The following is a 16,304-nucleotide window of genomic DNA, read 5'->3' as shown; positions in this document are numbered from 1 at the left end:
ATGTTGGGTTGGGTTCCGGTGTCGGGCTCTCCGCGCGGTCGCAGATCACCGCCGGAATAGTGGCACCGGAACGTTCGGGCTCCACCGCCCGAACACTCTCTCACTCACACTCTGCCGCTCACGTATTCGGACCACGGACAGCGGCGACGCCGTCCCGCGTCCTTTATCCCCGACCGCCCGGTGACCGCGAACGATGAACGCGACACGGACGATCGGCGGCTACCTCGAGCTCGCCCGCGTCGGCAACGCGGTCGCGGCGGGCGCGCTCACGTTCGTCGGCTCGTTCGTCGCCGGCGGGCTCGACAGCCCGTGGGCCGTCACGCTCGCCGTGGTCGCGACCGCGGCGGCGACCGGCGCGGGCAACGCGGTCAACGACTACTTCGACCGCGACATCGACGCCGTAAATCGCCCCGACCGTCCGATCCCGAGCGGCCGCGTCTCCGCGCGTCCGGCCGCCACGTTCGCGGCCGCCCTGTTCCTGATCGCGACCGTCGCGGCGCTGTCGCTGCCGACCCTGGCGCTGGCGATCGCGGTGGTGAACCTCCTGGCGCTGCTGGCGTACACGCAGCTGTTCAAGGGGTTGCCGGCGGTGGGGAACCTCGTCGTCGCGTACCTCACCGGCTCGACGTTCCTCTTCGGCGCCGCGGCGGTCGGACCGATCGCGGCGCCGACGCCGACGCTGTTCGGGCTGGCCGCGACGGCGACGTTCGCCCGCGAGGTCGTGAAGGACGTGGAGGACGTGGCCGGCGACCGCGAGGAGGGGCTGCGGACGCTCCCCATCGTCGCCGGGGAGCGTCCGGCACTGGCGCTCGCGACGGTCGCGATGGCGGCGGCGACGCTGGCGAGCGCGGTCCCGTACGTCGACGGGACCTTCGGCCTCGCGTATGTGGCGGTCGTCCTTCCGGCGGACGCGGCGATGCTGGGGGCGACCGCGTGGGGGTTCCGGGACCCCGGGACGGCACAGCGGTGGATCAAACGCGGCACGTTCCTGGCGGCGGCGGCGTTCGTCGCGGGCCGGGTCGCGACGGTGGTGGGATAGCCGTGGAGGCCCGTCACGTCGTCCAACCAATCATAAAGAATAATACCGGCTCACAGCAACCAAGAGGTAGTTGGATGACTCCCGGCGAGACGGAGCGAACGACGAGCCCGCGAGAGCGCGCCGTCTGCGCCGATCGGTCCGCGGGGGCACCCTATGTATGAGGTCGAGGCCCTCGGGACCGAAATCGAGCCCGGGTCGAACGTGCTTCTCACCGGGCCGCCCCTGAGCGGGAAGCGCGACCTCGCGCTCGACGTGCTCGCGGAGGGAACGCGCAACGACGAGGGGGCGATCATGGTGACGACCAAGGACTCGGCCGACCGCCTGCTCAAGCAGTTCGCCAAGCGCGAGCAGTACGAGGGCCGCCCGGTCGCCGTCGTCGACACCGTCACCCGTCAGCAGGGCGTCAACGACGTGCGCGACAGCGACCGCATCAAGTACACCTCCTCGCCGGTCGACATGACCGGCATCGGGATCAAGCTCTCGTCGTTCCTGGAGGCGTTCTACAAGGACCGTGGCATCCGGAAGAACCGCGTAATGGTTCACTCGCTGTCGACCCTGCTCATGTACTCGGACCTGCAGACCGTGTTCCGCTTCCTCCACGTGTTCACCGGCCGGGTCCAGAGCGTCGACGGGCTCGGGCTGTACTGCATCGACTCGACGGCCCACGACGACCAGACGATGAACACGCTGAAGCAGTTGTTCGACGGCATCATCGAGACGAGCGAGGACGGCGAGCCGTCGGTTCGGCTGGCGAACGCGTAGTAGTCGGGTCCTTCCGAGTTCGTGGTCAGTCCGTTCTCTTCTAACTGACTCGATAGCAGCTAGCTCCTCGTCGGGGCCAGTCGACACCGTCCTCGAAAGCCCCCGCGTCGCTCGCGGTCTGCGGCTCGCTGCGCACGCTCGGTCGCTTCGCTCCCTCACGTGCTTCTGTCGCCTCGATCCGCGAGCGACGCGGCCCCTTTCAGTCCCACCCGCCGCGACCGCGACGCAGCCACACTTACGCCGGAGCAAGCTCCGACGAACTCACGTTCACTCCGTTCACGTGAGCCTCCCCAGCCGACTCGGTGCTCGCCTCCGGAAGACTCGCCTCGCTCGTCTTCCGTGCTCTCGTTCGTGGTTCGAGAGAGCGAAGCTCTCTCGTCATCACGAAAGGCGCGTAGCGCCTTTCGAACGACTCCGCTCACGAGAACCCCGGCTCGCACCTCGCCCCTCGCGCGCTCCCGGCGCGGACGGAGCCGCGCCGACGCGCGCCGACACCTGAGTTCGGCCGACGCACGAACCCTTTTGCCCCGACACGACGCATCTACGGGTATGCCAGTCACCGACGACGACGGCCTGCGCGAACTGCTCTCGATGGATCCCGTCGCGGTCGTCGGCTGTTCGAGCACGCCCGGCAAGGCCGCCCACGACATCCCGAAGTACCTGCAGGAGCACGGCTACGAGGTGATCCCGGTGAACCCCTACGCCGACGAGATCCTCGGCCGCGAGGCGTACGACTCGCTGGCGGACGTGGAGGAGGAGATCGCGCTGGTCGACGTGTTCCGCCCGAGCGACGAGGTCGCGGGCATCGTCGACGACGTGCTCACGCGTCGCGAGGACCGCGGCGATGTCGAGGGAGTGTGGCTCCAGCTCGGGATCACCGACGACGATGCGCTCGCGCGCGCCGAGGACGCCGGCCTGCTGACGACGCAGGACCGATGCATGAAGGTCGAACACGGCCGGCTCGTCGCCTGAGAACCCGCCTCCGGCGGGCGGCCGGTCAGAACGACTCCTGGTCGGTGGGGATCCCCGTCTGGTCGCCGCGGTCGTCGTAGTACTTGCGTCCGATGAACGCGTCGTCGACGAGGCCGACGAGCGTGTCGTGCAGTTCCTCGACCGACTCGTAGGTCGTCGGGTCCGACCGGTCGAGCACGGCCGCGACGGTCGTGTTCTCGCCGTTCGGCGCGTCGAGCGTCACGTCGCCGACGCGCTCGATCACGGTCTCGCGGTCTATCGGGAACGTCAGCCGGTCGGCGAACGCCTCGCGGGTCTCCGAGAGTCGCATGGACGGAGACACGCGAGTTCCGGACAAGTGTCTGGTTCCCGGGTTACTGTCGGCTAGCTACGCGGGTGACGCCGTTGGCCCCGCGACGGTCGCCGACGGCGCCTCGATCCGGACACGGCCCGTTTATCCGCGCCCCGGCCGAACGCCGGCACATGACCGGACACGCCCCGAACCGGAACGCGCTGTGGGGCCGCGCCGTCGCCGACGAACTCGCCGCCGCCGGCGTCGACGCAGTCTGCATCACCCCCGGATCGCGCTCGACCCCCCTCACCGTCGCGTTCGCCGACCACCCCGACATCCACGTATTCTCCCACCTCGACGAGCGCGCCTCCGCGTTCTTCGCGCTCGGCCGCGCCCGCCGAACCGGCGAGGCGACGCCGCTGGTGTGCACCTCCGGCACCGCCGCCGCGAACTTCCACCCCGCCGTGATGGAGGCCGCGAACTCTCGGGTGCCGATGCTCCTCCTGACCGCGGACCGACCCCCGGAGCTGCGCGACTCCGGCGCGAACCAGACCGTCGACCAGGAGAAGCTGTACGGCGACGCCGTCCGCTGGTACAAGGACCTCCCGGAGCCCGAGGCCGACGACCGCAAGCTCCGATCGCTGCGCACCGACCTCGCGCGCGCCGTCTCGACTGCGGAGGGAACCCCCGCCGGCCCGGTCCACCTGAACGTCCCGTTCCGCAAGCCGCTGGAGCCCGTCGAGGTCGAGGACGACGTACCGGCAGACCTCCCGGCGCTCGCCGCCGCGGGTCGCGACGGCGACCGCGCGTTCGTCTCGACGACCGCCGGCCACCCGATGCCCGACGACCGCGACCTTCAGCGCCTCGCGCGCGCCCTCGACGCCGAGCGCGGCCTGATCGTCGCCGGCCCCGCGGACCCGCCCGGCCCGGACCCGCAGGCCGTCACCGCGCTGGCGCACGCGACCGGCTTCCCCGTGCTCGCGGACCCGGTCTCGGGGCTTCGGTTCGGCTCGTCCGTCCGGGTCGCCCCGGTCCTCGGCGGCTACGACGGGTTCCTCGCGAACGGCGCGGCCAACTACTGGCCCGAGCCGGAGGTCGTGCTCCGGTTCGGCGCCTCGCCGACCTCGAAACCGCTGCGCAAGTACCTCGCGGGGACCGACGCCCGGCAACTGCTCGTCGACCCCGCCGGCGCCTGGCGCGAGGCCGAGTTCACGGCGACGGACCTCGTCGTCGCCGACCCCTCGCGGCTTTGTGGCGCGCTCTCGCGGCAGGTGGGAGCCGGCGGGGCCGGGGGTGCTTCCGGCTCCGACTCCGACTCGACGGCGTGGCGCGAGCGCTGGGAGGCCGCCGAGGCCGCCCACTGGGACGCCGTCGAGTCCGTCGCCGGCGACGCCGCCGCCGGCGAGGGTCGCTTCTTCGAGGGGCGCGTGCTCGCCGACGTGGCCGAGATCGCCCCGGAGCCGTCGACCGTGTTCGTCTCGAACTCGATGCCCGTCCGCGACGCCGACCGCTTCGCCGCCCCCGCGGCCAAGGGGCTGACGATGCTCGGCAACCGCGGCGCCTCCGGCATCGACGGGGTCGTCTCGACGGCGCTTGGCGCCGGGTCGGCGACGACCGACGACCTGACGCTCGTGACGGGGGACCTGGCGTACTACCACGACATGAACGGCCTGCTCGCGCTGGAGCGGTGTGACGTGGACGCGACGGTGGTCCTGATCAACAACGACGGCGGCGGCATCTTCCACATGCTCCCCATCGAGGACTTCGACCCGCCGTTCACGGGCCAGTTCAAGACGCCCCACGACCTCGACTTCGAGCCGACCGGGGACCTGTACGACCTGTCGTTCGCGCGCGTCGAGGGCCACGACCGCGAGGGGTTCCGTGACCTGTACCGCGAGAGCGTCGCGAGCGCGGGGACGGACGTGATCGAGGTCGTGAGCGATGCCGAGTCGAGCCATCGCGTGCGCGAGGAAATCGCCGACGAAGTGGCCGAGCGCGTCGCCGACCTGGACTGAGTCGACGGGCCACCCCGTGTCCGCGTTCGTTCCTCAGAAGCCGATCTTTCCGACGCCGCCCGCGGTGGTCGCGACGTACGCGCCGTCGGGGCCGGCCGTCGGGGTCGGCGGGTAGCCGCCGGGAACCGTCGCGCGCCACAGCTCTTCCCCGTCGCCGGCGTCGTGGGCGAACACTGCCCGAGCGTCGCCGTCCATGGAGACGAGCGCGTCGCCGGCGCGGACGCGGGGGATCGCGAGGTCGGTCGCCTCGGCGTCCCACCGTTCGGTTCCCGAGTCCCGCGCGAGCGAAACGACCTGCGACTCGGAGGCGGTGTAGAGGGCGTCCGCGTCGAACGGCGCGTGATAGACGGGGCCGCCGCCGTCGTACGACCAACGCTCGGTTCCGTCGGGGCCGAGCCGGGCGACGCGCTCACCGCCGACGTAACAGTCGTCGCGGTAGCGCACCGAGGTCACGACCTCCCCGGCGAGATCCCACTGCGCGCTCCCGTCGGCCGTCGACACCACCACCATCGTCGCCTGATCCGCCCCGGGATCGTAGCGGTCGAGGACGACGAAGGCGCGCCCGTTGCCGACGGCCGTCGCGGTCGCACGCGCGTCCTCGGGCGCCTCGTAGCGGAAGCGCCGTTCGCCCGTTTCGAGGTCGAAACAGTCGACGGCGCGGTCCGCCTCCACGAGCGCGACGCCGTCGCCGACGGCGCCGCCCATCGCGTCGCCGCTCTCGTCCCTCCACCGCTCGTCGCCGGTGGCCGTCTCGATCGCGAAGACGGCGTGGTCCCGTTCGGCGCTGATCGCGTCGTCGTTCGTCGCCACGACGACGGCGCCGTCGCCGAAGCCGACGAACGAGTGAAAGCCGGAGACGCCGGTGCCGAAGCGCCACCGTTCGTCGCCGTCGGCCGTCAGCGCGTGCATCACGTGGTCGTGGGCGCCGGTGCCGACGCTGATCCCGACGAGCACGTACAGCGTGCCGTCGCGCACGCGGAGGTCGGCTGTCGGTCGGCCGTACTCGTAGTCGCCGTCGAGCGTGACGGCCGTCTCGAACGTCCACGCGGTCTCGCCGGTGGCCGCGTCGATCCCGACCACGTCGGTGCCGACGGCGACCGCGACGGTGCCGTCGACGAACGCCGGCTCGGAGACGAGGTCGTCGCCGAAGGCCCGCTCCCACGCGAGCGACCCGCCCTCGACCTCGATGCCGGTTCCGGGGTCGGGGGAGTCGGTGTTCGTATCTCCGGTCGTCGGATCCGCGTCTGAGTCGTCCGATCCGTCCGTTCGGTCGCCTGTCCCTGCGGTCCCCGTGCGTCCGCCCTCGGGGCCGATACAGCCGGCGAGCCCGAGGAGCGCGCCGCCGCAGAGACCGAGCGCGTCGCGTCTGGAGGGCATCGTCCGGCCGACTGCGGCGGCGATGCATGGGTCTTGTGGGGCGACGGTTTTTGATGCGAGGGCGCCGATGGTGGGGTATGGACTCGCGCGGGACCGACGAGTCGACAGAGCGGCGCAAGCTCCGGCCGCGCGAGCGTACCGACCGGACGGGTCGGTTCCTGGAGGACGTCTTCGACGGCCTGGGCGAGCACGCGCTGATCGCGGTCCCGTCGCTGCTGTGGGCCGCGCTGTCGGTCCCGCCGCGGGACTCGACCGCGATGCTCGCGGGCTACGTCGCGCTCGTCGTCGGCCTCGCGGTCGTCCGCGGGAACCGCCTCTCGGGCGGCGACGGTCGCCGCGGGATCCCCCCGTGGCCCGACGGCAGCCGTCGGCCGCTGCTCGCCCGCGTCGGTTACTACAACCTCGCCATCGTCGCGATCGCGGCGCTGTCGACCGCCGGTGTGGCCCCCGGCTGGGGAGAATCCGCGGTCTCGCTGACTGTCGCGGGGACGCTCGGCCTCGCGCTCGGACTCGGCTTCCCCGTCGTCGCGGCCGCGGTCGTGCGCCTCACCGGCGGCGGACCGCGCGCTCGCCCGCAGGACTGGAACACGCTTCGGGCGGACCGGGAACGGAACCGGCGGAGCCGGTGACCGCGGCGTCGTCGGCGATCGACCCCGACACGCGCACCTTTTTGCGGACTCCCGCCGCTCGTTCGAGCATGAGCGACAGCGACGACGCGGACCACGCGACGGACGGCGGCGGCGACGCCGGCAGCGACGCCGTCTCGGAGATCTTCGACCCCGAGCGGTGGGAGCCGGTCGACGGCAGCGAGGCGTTCGACGACATCACCTACCACCGCGCGGTCGACTCCCCCACGGTCCGCATCGCGTTCGACCGCCCGGAGAAGCGCAACGCGTTCCGCCCCGGCACCGTCGACGAGCTGTACGCCGCGCTCGACGACGCCCGCAAGCGGGCGGACATCGGCTGCGTCCTGCTGACGGGGAACGGGCCCTCCCCGAAGGACGGCGGCTGGGCGTTCTGCGCGGGCGGCGACCAGTCGGTCCGTGGCGAGTCGGGCTACGAGTACCGCGACGACGACGAGGCCGACGAGTCCGACGACGAGCTGGTTCGGGAGGCGAAGGCCGGCCGCCTGCACATCCTCGAAGTCCAGCGTCTCATTCGCTTTATGCCCAAGCCGGTCGTCGCCGTGGTTCCGGGCTGGGCTGTCGGCGGCGGCCACTCACTGCACGTGATCTGCGACCTCACGCTCGCCAGCGACGAGCACGCGAAGTTCCTCCAGACCGACCCGGACGTGGCGAGCTTCGACGGCGGCTTCGGCTCCGCCTACCTCGCCAAGCAGGTCGGCCAGAAGAAGGCCCGCGAGGTGTTCTTCCGCGGGAAGACCTACTCGGCCGAGGAGGCCGTCGACATGGGGATGGCGAACGAGGCGACCCCCCACGAAGACCTGGAGGACGTGGCCCTGGAGTGGGCCGACGAGATGACGAGCAAGTCGCCGACGGCGATGCGGATGCTGAAGTACGCGTTCAACATGACCGACGACGGGATGGTCGGCCAGCAGGTGTTCGCCGGGGAGGCGACCCGGCTGGCGTACATGACGCCGGAGGCGCAGGAGGGACGTGACGCGTTCCTGGAGGGGCGGAGCCCCGATTTCTCGGACCACCCCTGGCACTACTAACCGACCACTTTTCACGGGGGCCTCGCGCGCCTTCGGCGCGCTCGACCCCCGTCAAAACCCGTCGATGATCAAAAGGCCGCTCGCTCGGGCTTCGCCCTCGCTCGCGGTACAATCGCTGGTGGCTTCCGCACCGCCACCGCGACCGCGCCGGCTACTCCCGCGGGTCCCACCCCGCGAACACCTCTCCCTCCTCCAACTCGACGCCGAGTGCGTCGATAACGCCCGCCAGCGACGAGTAGCCGTTCGCCAGCGACGCGACGCCGACGGCGGTCGACTCGTCGCGGGCGGCGACGAACTCCTCGTGGAGCGCGTCGTCGACCTCCCGGCCGAGGGCGGCGTGGGCGTACCGAAGGAGGAGCGCCTCCTCGTCGTCGAAGGCCTCGAAGTCGCCGTCGGCGATGGCGGCCATCTCCTCGCGGGTGACGCCCGCGTCGCCGCCGATGCGGACGTGCTGGTGCCACTCGTAGCGACAGCCGTTCTCGGCGGACGCCAGCAGGATCACCAGCTCGCGCTCGCGGTCCGGGAGGCCGCTGGACTCCCACAGCGACGAGAGGAACGCGCGGGTGCCCGCAAGCACCTCGGGGTTGTTGCCGAGAGCGGCGTAGACGTTCACGGGCTTGCCCTGCAGCTTCGAGACGACGAGATCGCGGTACTGTTCGGGCAACTCCTCAGGATCGACGGACGGAACGCGTGCCATACGACCCCCTCATCCGGACGACGTATAGCTCTCCCCGTCGCCGCAGTGGTCTCCGCGTCCCGGAGTACCTGCCCGCCGGCCGCGCCGTCGTCGGCCGTGCCGCCGCCCGCGAAGCCCACCCTTCATGCCCCGTCCGTTCCAGTCTCCGACAATGAGTACGGAGACGAGCCAGGCGGACATCTCCAGGCGGCGGGCGTGGGTGATCGCCGCGCGCCCGCAGACGCTGCCGGCGGCGCTGGCGCCCGTCCTCGTCGGCACGGGTCTCGCCGTCCGCGACGGCGTGTTCGCGCCCCTGCCGGCGCTGGTCGCGTTCGTGGGCGCGGCGCTGATCCAGATCGGGACGAACTTCGCGAACGACTACTACGACGCCGAGAAGGGCGCGGACACGGCCGATCGCGAGGGATTCACTCGGGTGACGGCGGGGGGACTCATCGACCCCGCCGAGGTGAAGCGCGCGATGTGGCTCGCCTTCCTCGCGGCCATTCTCGTGGGCGCGTACCTCGTCGCGGTCGCCGGCCTGCCGATCATGGTCGTCGGGCTCGTCTCGGTCGCGATGGGCGTCGCCTACACCGGCGGGCCGTACCCCCTGGCGTACCACGGCCTCGGCGACGTGTTCGTGTTCGTCTTCTTCGGTCTCGTCGCTGTCACTGGCACCTACTACGTGCAGGCGGCCGCCGCGCTGGGGATCGACTTCCTCACGCTCGTCCCGCGCGCCGAGTTGGTCCCGGTCGCCGCGGTCGTCGCGGCGCTCCCGATCGCCGCCATCTCGACGAACATCCTCGTCGTCAACAACCTCAGGGACCGCGAGGAGGACGCCGAGACGGGCAAGAACACCCTCACGGTCCGGTTCGGCTACGGCTTCTCGCGGGCGCAGTTCGTCCTCCTGCTCGGGATGGCCTACACGATCCCGCCGGTGTTCTGGCGCTCGACGGGCGATCTCACGGTGTTGCTGCCGCTGGCGACGCTCCCGCTCGCCGTCCCCCTCACACGGACCGTCCTCACGGAGACCGCGGGCGACGCGCTCAACCCAGCGCTGGAGCGCACCGGGAAACTGCTCGCCGCGTTCGCGGCGCTGTTCGCCGTCGGGCTGGCGCTGTGACCGTCGTCGCGCTCCGGGCGTTCGCGCTCGACCTCGCGACGCCGCTGTCGACGGCCGCCGGCGACATCGAGACGCGGGAGGGATTGCTCGTCCACGTCGACCTCGCCGGGACGACCGGCGTCGGCGAGGCGACGCCGCTGCCGGGGCGGACCGAGTCCCTTCCCGAGTGTCGGGCGGCGCTCGAACGCGCCCGCGACGAGGGGACGCCTCCGGGACCGGAGACGCCCGCCGCCCGCCACGCCGTCACGCTGGCGTATCGCGACGCGTTCGCCCGCCGGTCGGGACGGTCGGTCGCCGCGACGCTCGCCCGCGACGGCGACGGAGCCGGCGACGCGACCGGTCCGGCCGCGTCGTCGGTGCCCGTGAACGCGACCGTCGGCGACGGGAACGCGGCCGACACCGTCGCCGCCGCGGAGGCGGCGGTCGAATCCGGATACTGTACGGTGAAACTGAAGGTCGGCGTGAGGCCAGTGGCGGAAGACGTCGAGCGGGTCCGCGCGGTCGACGACGCCCGCAACGCATCGAGGGCAGACGGCGACGCCGTCACGCTCCGCGTCGACGCCAACGGCGCTTGGGACCGGCCGACGGCACGACGCGCGCTCGCGGCGCTCGACGGCCTCGTCGAGTACGTCGAACAGCCGTTGCCCGCGGGCGACCTCGCGGGCCACGCCGCGCTCCGCGGCGTCGGCGCGCCCGTCGCCCTCGACGAGTCGCTGGCGCGGTACGGCGTTCGCGAGGTGATCGCCGCGGGCGCCGCCGACGCGGTCGTGCTGAAGCCGATGGCCCTGGGTGGCCCCTCGCGGGCGCTCGCTGCCGGTCGCGCTGCCGCCCACGCCGGCCTCGACGCCGTCGTCACGACCACCATCGACGCGGCCGTCGCGCGGACCGCGGCGGTCCACGTCGCGGCCGCGCTCCCCGGGGGCGGCCAGCGCGCACACGGGCTCGCGACGGCCGATCTGCTTGCGGAGGACCTCGTTGCTGTGGATCCGGTTCCCGTCGAGAACGGTCGGATCGCGGTGCCGACCGGGCCGGGGCTCGCTGGCGACGCGCTCGACGACGTAGCGGAGTGACCGGGTGCGGGTCCGGGTACTGGTACGGCACCGTCCACCGGGGACGGCGCCGCGCGTGCGCCTGATTCAGTCCTCGACGACCTCGATCACGCCCTTCATCCCGAGGTTCCGATGGGGGCTGCAGTAGTACTTCGTGACGCCCGGTTCGGTGAACTCCCGGGAGAACGTCTTCCCCTCGGTGGCGTAGTACTCGCTCTCGAAGGCGCCGTCCTCGTCGACGACGTTGTGTCGGCTCCCCGCCCCCGTCCACTCCCAGACCACCGTCGTGCCGGGGGAAACGCGGACGGCGGCGGGGTCGAACGCGTAGCCGCGGTCGCCGGCGCCGACCGCGACGGTCACCTCGTCCTCGCCCGTCCGGTCGGCGACCGAGCCGTCGAACCCCTCCGCGTTGGAGAGGTAGCCGTCGAACCGCTCGGAGCCGCCGTTTCCGGATCCGCCGTCGCCCCCGTCGCCGCCGGCGGTACAGCCCGCGAGCCCAGCTGTCGCTGCGGCCGCGACCGCCGTGATGAGCCGCCTGCGCGTCGCCGCCGGACGAGCGCGGTCGCGTCCGGCCGTCGTCGGATCGCTCATGCCCGCCCGTCGGTCCCCCACGACAATGGCTCCACCGACTCGCGGACGCGATGGGGTCCCGCGGACCCCACGCGGGCGCCGACCTTCGTGAACGACCGGGAAAGACTTTAGCCGGGACCGTCCTTCCGACTCGATGGCATGACAAACCTCGTCACGCACGTCGCGTCGACCGTCGAGGAGTACCCGGACGAGACGGCCGTCTCCTTCCGCGGGACCGACATCAGCTATCGCGAGTTCTGGGGACAGACGGCCGCGTTCGCGTCCGGTCTCGCCGAGGCGGGCGTCGAGGAGGACGGCCGCGTCGGCATCTACCTCCCGAACCTCCCGCAGTTCGTCGTCGGCTTCCACGGGACGCTGCGTGCGGGTGGCGTCGTCGTCCCGATGAACCCCCAGTACAAGGCCCGCGAGATCGAGCACATGCTCACGGACTCCGGCGCGGAGGTGGTCGTGACGATCCCGGACTTGGCGGGGTTCGTCGAGGAGGTACGCGACGACACCGACGTACACACGGTCGTCACCGTCGGCGATTCGGTCGAGGGAACCGCCTCCTTCGAGGAGTTCTGCGGCGCGCCCGAGTTCGACACCGTCGCCCGCGGCGACGACGAGATCGCCTGCCAGCCGTACACCTCGGGGACGACCGGAACGCCGAAGGGCGTCCTCCTCACCCACCACAACCTCGCGTCGAACGCACAGGTGTCGGCCGACCTCCTCCCGGGCGGGGTCCAACCCGACGACAAACAGATCGGGGTGCTCCCGCTGTTCCACATCTACGGCATGACGGTCGTGATGAACGCCTCGCTGTTCGAGGGGGCGGCGTACTACCCCCTGCCCTCGTGGGACGCACAGGAGGCGCTCGACCTCGTCGAGGAGGAGGAACTCACGGTGTTCCAGGGCGTCCCGGCGATGTACAACGACATCATCAACCAGCCGAACGCCGAGGAGCGACACCTCTCGTCGCTCCGACTGTGCGGCGTCGGCGGGTCGGGCATCCCCGTCGAGGTGCTCCGGCGCTTCGAGGAGCTGTACGACGTGAACATCTACGAGGGGTACGGCCTCACCGAGACCAGCCCCGTCACCCACTTCAACCGCCCCGAGGCCGGCCGGCGCGTCGGCTCCATCGGGAAGACGCTCCCCGGCGTCGAGTCGATGATCGTCGACCACGACTTCGAGGAGGTCGCGCCCGTCGAGGAGGGCCCGGTGGACGAGGACGAGGTCGACCTGGACGACATCACCGGCGAGGTCGTGATCCACGGGCCGAACGTGATGCAGGGGTATCACAACCGCCCGGAGGCGAACGAGGAGGTGTTCACCGAGCGCGACGGGAAGCGGTGGTTCCACACCGGCGATATCGGCTATCACGACGCCGACGGCTTCTTCTACATCGTCGACCGCGAGAAGCACATGATCAACACCGCCGGGTACAACGTGTATCCGCGCGAGGTCGAGGAACTCCTCTTCGAGCACGAGGCGGTCGCCGACGCCGCGGTCGTCGGCATCCCGGACGACCGCCGGGGCGAGACGGTGAAGGCGTTCGTCGTCACGGTCCCGGACTCGGACGTGACGCCCGAGGAGATCAAGCAGTTCTGTCTCGACAACCTCGCGGAGTACAAACACCCCCGCGAGGTCGAGTTCGTGGAGGAACTCCCGCGGACGACGACCGGGAAGGTCCAGAAGTTCGAGCTTCGCGGGGAGTAAGCCTCCGCTCCCTCCGCACCTCCTATTCACCCTTCGGAGCCGGACGATCAGTCGGCCTCCCGGGGTTGTTCTCCGAGGGGGGTCGGGTCCTCCGGCACCGACTGTTGGTCGATCCGATCCGGGCTCGTCCACCCCACGTAGCGCCCGGCGAGCACGTCGAACAGCGACCGGACCAACAGCACGTCCAGCACGGTCTTGTACCCGACCGCAAGCAACGGCGACAGCGGGATCAGCCGTTCGTCGCCGTCGCCGATGCGGACCGCGAGCGCGACGGTTGCCACGACCAGCCCGAGGAAGCCGACGATCGTGGCGAGTGGCCGCCACGCCCCCGCGACGAGCGCCCACACGATCCCCGCGAAGACGACGAGCCCAGCCGCCGGGAGCACCGTGATCTCCACGACCCACAGCGGGAACACGAGCCGGTGGACGAGCCCGGACTCCGGCTCGCCGAGTACGCCCCGGTGTTTCACCAGCGTGAGGAGGTTCCCCCGGTACCATCGGAGTCGCTGTTTCGACAGATCGCGCCAGGTGCCCGGCGCCTCCGTCCAGGCGATCCCGTTGCTCCCCCGGATCCGGTGTCCCGCCCGCAGCAGTTGCATCGTCACGTCGAAGTCCTCCGTCATCGTGTCGGGGTCGTACCCGCCGACGGACTCCAGGGCGCTCCGCCTGAACGCGCCGAAACAGCCCGGGACGATGGTAACGGCGCCGATGGCGTCGAACAGCCGCCGTTTGAGCTGGATCCCGACGAGGTACTCCAGCGCCTGCGCGCCCCCGAGCAGCCCATCGCGGTTCGACACGCGGATCGTCCCGGCGACTGCGGCGGCGTCCGGGTCGTCCACGAGCGGGGCGACGATCCTGCGGAGGGCGTCCGACTCCAGGGTGGTGTCGGCGTCGACGGTGACGATCACGTCGTTGGACGCGAACAACAGTCCGTAGTTCAACGCGGCGTGTTTGCCGCCGTTGGCGCGGGTGACGACGCGGACGCGGTCGTCGTCGATCGACGCCGCCTGCGACCGCGTCGCGTCCGTGCTGCCGTCGTCGACCACGACGACTTCGAGACGGGCCGGATCGAAGTCGGCGGCCAACACCGACCGGACCGTCCGCGCGATGTATCCCGCCTCGTTGTACGCCGGCACGAGGACGCTCACCGTCGGAAGCTCCCCGTCCTCGACCGGGGGCAGATCCCCCGCGGCGTTCCCGATCGCCGCCGCGCCGACGACCCAGTAGTAGAACGCGACGAGCACGAACGCACAGAAGTACACCGCGTCGATCGGTCGGATGGCGAGACGGACGGCCGCGACCGTGAGACAGACGCACAACATGAACGCGAGCCCGCCGACCCCGAACCGCCGACCGAGTTCCGGGCGGCGGAACACGACGTACAGCGACCACACGAGGTACGCGCCGCAGATGCTGAGGCCGACCGCGGCGAGCGCGATCGTTCGCCGCGACGCGAGCAGACAGACGCCGACGAAGGGCACCCCACCGAGCAGGTACAGAACGACGGTCAACCCGTCGACGCTCCGAACGCGGCGGAGCCATCGGCGGCCCGCTCGGGTCACGAGTCGCCTCCGCGAGCGACGGCGCGCGGCACCCGAACCGCGGTCGCCGCGGCCGGTCCGACGAGCTCCTCGGAGGGTCCGACCCCGGAGTCGGTTCCCCCTTCGGGTACCCACCCGCGATCGCTCGACCCGTCACCGCGCTCGGGTGCGTTGGGGACGGCGGCGTCGTTCACGCGCCAGCCGTCGTCCGTCCGGACGACCGCCCCCGATTCGAGGCCGGCCCCGAGGTCGCCGAGCGTCATGAACCGAACGCCAGGGGTCGACTGAACGTGGTCGATGAACCCACGGAGCGTCGCTCGCCGCTCGCTCGTCGTGAAGTGCTGATAGTGGAGCATCTGGACGTACACCGACGCGTTGTCGGACCGGTGTGTCGCGTCGAAGGAGGCCCGGAGCCGCGCCTCCGTCTCGCGGCCGGATTCGTTCGCCGCGCCGGTCGCCGACCACTCGGCGATGAACGCCTCGGTACTCGGGACGTGAGTGAGCCCGCCGGCCCGGAACGCCCCCTCGCGGTCGTAGTACGCACGCGTGAACCACGTGCTCCCGGAGACGACCGTGTAGTTCGCGTCCGCCAGCGCCCGCGTCGTCGTTCGGTCGTAGGTGTTCATCGGCGCCACGAACGTCCGCGGGCGCTCGCCGACGCAGGCCGTCAGCGCGGCCGTTCCGCGGTCTATCCGCCGACGCTGCTCCGCGGCCGGCCGGTCCCCGAACTCGCTGCCGCCGTGGAAGTGGCTCGCCCGCTCGTGGGTGTAGCCGTGGGTCGCGAACTCGAACAGGTCCGGATGCTCGCTCGCGCGCTCGCGGAGGTACCGACAGAACCGGCCGTCCGGGTCGACCTCCGCGGACCCCACCGCCGGGATCACGGCGTTCGTGACGGGAACGTCCTCCTCGACGAACACGCGATCGAGCGCGCGCATCGCCTCCGGTCGGTACCCGGGTTGGGGGTCGTCGTTTCGGAACACCACGATCGTCCGGTACTCGCGCCACTCCGGGTCGGGCGTCGCCGTCGCGGGTCCGTCGGGCACGGTCGAGGTCACGCCGGGCGCCGTCGCCCCCGGGGTTCCGTCGGGCGCCGTCGCGGGTCCGTCGAGTGACGCGCCGGCCGCGGGACCGGCGGCCCCGCCGGCTCCGATCCGAAGGTCGCCGCCGATACCCACGGCGAGGGCGGTCGTCACCGTCGCCGCCACGACGACGAGCGCGAGGGCGACCGCGGCCGTCCGCCGCCAGACGGTCGCGCTTCCGCGGCCGCCATCGGACACGAGCGACCGAAGCGAGGGCCGCGTAACGGCGCGGTCGACGCCGCCGCCGGGCTCGTCGCCGCCAGGGCCGTGCTCCCCACCTCGACCGTCGCTCGCCAGCGGCGTGTCGACCCGGTAGCCGCAGCCGACGCACTCGGTTATCGACCCGACGCGGACCACCTCGGCGGCGGTTCCGGGACCGCAGCGAGAACACTCCGACGGGGCTCGACGCCGATCCCCGAAGAACACGGATCCACACTGTGGG

Annotated in this window: 15 protein-coding genes; 9 read left to right on the top strand and 6 right to left on the bottom strand. The window is 71.6% G+C overall.

Annotation, left to right across the window (positions count from 1 at the left end):
* The first annotated feature begins 193 nt into the window (after positions 1 to 193).
* From K6T50_RS04910 to K6T50_RS04900, 3 genes are all read left to right on the top strand, one after another.
* Positions 194 to 1,039, top strand: a complete 846-nt coding sequence (locus K6T50_RS04910) for a geranylgeranylglycerol-phosphate geranylgeranyltransferase (protein WP_222608285.1) — start codon at positions 194 to 196, stop codon at positions 1,037 to 1,039.
* Positions 1,040 to 1,192: 153 nt separating this feature from the next.
* Positions 1,193 to 1,801: an RAD55 family ATPase gene (locus K6T50_RS04905; protein WP_222608284.1), complete on the top strand. Its 609-nt coding sequence runs from the start codon at positions 1,193 to 1,195 to the stop codon at positions 1,799 to 1,801.
* Between the two features lie 549 nt (positions 1,802 to 2,350).
* The gene (locus K6T50_RS04900) at positions 2,351 to 2,773 is read left to right on the top strand and encodes a CoA-binding protein (RefSeq protein ID WP_222608283.1); all 423 of its coding nucleotides are present in this window, start codon (positions 2,351 to 2,353) and stop codon (positions 2,771 to 2,773) included.
* 25 nt (positions 2,774 to 2,798) lie between these two features.
* On the opposite strand, the gene K6T50_RS04895 is transcribed toward K6T50_RS04900, so the two are convergent.
* Positions 2,799 to 3,083, bottom strand: coding sequence for a DUF5789 family protein (locus tag K6T50_RS04895; RefSeq protein ID WP_222608282.1), 285 nt, complete (start codon positions 3,081 to 3,083; stop codon positions 2,799 to 2,801).
* Positions 3,084 to 3,235: 152 nt separating this feature from the next.
* On the opposite strand from K6T50_RS04895, the gene menD reads away from it, so the two are divergent.
* Positions 3,236 to 5,059 carry a 2-succinyl-5-enolpyruvyl-6-hydroxy-3-cyclohexene-1-carboxylic-acid synthase gene (gene menD, locus K6T50_RS04890; RefSeq protein ID WP_222608281.1) on the top strand — a complete coding sequence of 608 codons (1,824 nt, stop codon included), beginning with the start codon at positions 3,236 to 3,238 and terminating at the stop codon, positions 5,057 to 5,059.
* A gap of 33 nt (positions 5,060 to 5,092) precedes the next feature.
* Here menD and K6T50_RS04885 read toward each other — a convergent pair whose 3' ends face one another.
* Complete coding sequence (locus K6T50_RS04885) at positions 5,093 to 6,436, bottom strand: outer membrane protein assembly factor BamB family protein (protein ID WP_222608280.1); 1,344 nt, start codon at positions 6,434 to 6,436, stop codon at positions 5,093 to 5,095.
* Positions 6,437 to 6,513: 77 nt separating this feature from the next.
* Between K6T50_RS04885 and K6T50_RS04880 the strand changes: the two genes are divergently transcribed.
* Positions 6,514 to 7,065 carry a DUF8215 family protein gene (locus K6T50_RS04880; RefSeq protein ID WP_222608279.1) on the top strand — a complete coding sequence of 184 codons (552 nt, stop codon included), beginning with the start codon at positions 6,514 to 6,516 and terminating at the stop codon, positions 7,063 to 7,065.
* 68 nt (positions 7,066 to 7,133) lie between these two features.
* Positions 7,134 to 8,111 carry a 1,4-dihydroxy-2-naphthoyl-CoA synthase gene (locus K6T50_RS04875; RefSeq protein ID WP_225935374.1) on the top strand — a complete coding sequence of 326 codons (978 nt, stop codon included), beginning with the start codon at positions 7,134 to 7,136 and terminating at the stop codon, positions 8,109 to 8,111.
* 151 nt (positions 8,112 to 8,262) lie between these two features.
* Here K6T50_RS04875 and K6T50_RS04870 read toward each other — a convergent pair whose 3' ends face one another.
* Positions 8,263 to 8,808, bottom strand: coding sequence for a carboxymuconolactone decarboxylase family protein (locus K6T50_RS04870; protein ID WP_222608278.1), 546 nt, complete (start codon positions 8,806 to 8,808; stop codon positions 8,263 to 8,265).
* Positions 8,809 to 8,959: 151 nt separating this feature from the next.
* Here K6T50_RS04870 and K6T50_RS04865 point away from each other — a divergent pair, with 151 nt between their 5' ends.
* Positions 8,960 to 9,907 (top strand): 1,4-dihydroxy-2-naphthoate polyprenyltransferase, encoded by a 948-nt coding sequence (locus K6T50_RS04865; RefSeq protein ID WP_222608277.1) that lies wholly within the window; start codon positions 8,960 to 8,962, stop codon positions 9,905 to 9,907.
* On the top strand, positions 9,904 to 10,977 hold the full coding sequence (locus tag K6T50_RS04860) for a mandelate racemase/muconate lactonizing enzyme family protein (protein ID WP_222608276.1): 1,074 nt from the start codon (positions 9,904 to 9,906) through the stop codon (positions 10,975 to 10,977). Before K6T50_RS04865 ends, K6T50_RS04860 begins: the two co-directional genes overlap by 4 nt.
* A gap of 66 nt (positions 10,978 to 11,043) precedes the next feature.
* On the opposite strand, the gene K6T50_RS04855 is transcribed toward K6T50_RS04860, so the two are convergent.
* Positions 11,044 to 11,547 (bottom strand): halocyanin domain-containing protein, encoded by a 504-nt coding sequence (locus tag K6T50_RS04855; protein WP_222608275.1) that lies wholly within the window; start codon positions 11,545 to 11,547, stop codon positions 11,044 to 11,046.
* 138 nt (positions 11,548 to 11,685) lie between these two features.
* On the opposite strand from K6T50_RS04855, the gene K6T50_RS04850 reads away from it, so the two are divergent.
* Positions 11,686 to 13,242 (top strand): long-chain-fatty-acid--CoA ligase, encoded by a 1,557-nt coding sequence (locus tag K6T50_RS04850; protein WP_222608274.1) that lies wholly within the window; start codon positions 11,686 to 11,688, stop codon positions 13,240 to 13,242.
* A gap of 47 nt (positions 13,243 to 13,289) precedes the next feature.
* On the opposite strand, the gene K6T50_RS04845 is transcribed toward K6T50_RS04850, so the two are convergent.
* Both K6T50_RS04845 and K6T50_RS04840 read right to left on the bottom strand, forming a co-directional pair.
* Complete coding sequence (locus K6T50_RS04845; RefSeq protein WP_222608273.1) at positions 13,290 to 14,804, bottom strand: glycosyltransferase family 2 protein; 1,515 nt, start codon at positions 14,802 to 14,804, stop codon at positions 13,290 to 13,292.
* Complete coding sequence (locus K6T50_RS04840) at positions 14,801 to 16,219, bottom strand: DUF2334 domain-containing protein (RefSeq protein WP_222608272.1); 1,419 nt, start codon at positions 16,217 to 16,219, stop codon at positions 14,801 to 14,803. The genes K6T50_RS04845 and K6T50_RS04840 overlap by 4 nt, the downstream gene beginning before the upstream one ends.
* Between the last annotated feature and the right edge of the window lie 85 nt (positions 16,220 to 16,304).

The sequence above is a fragment of the Halobaculum magnesiiphilum genome (assembly GCF_019823105.1).
Taxonomy (GTDB): Archaea; Halobacteriota; Halobacteria; order Halobacteriales; family Haloferacaceae; genus Halobaculum; species Halobaculum magnesiiphilum.
This window is presented reverse-complemented; position numbering and strand designations above follow the sequence as displayed.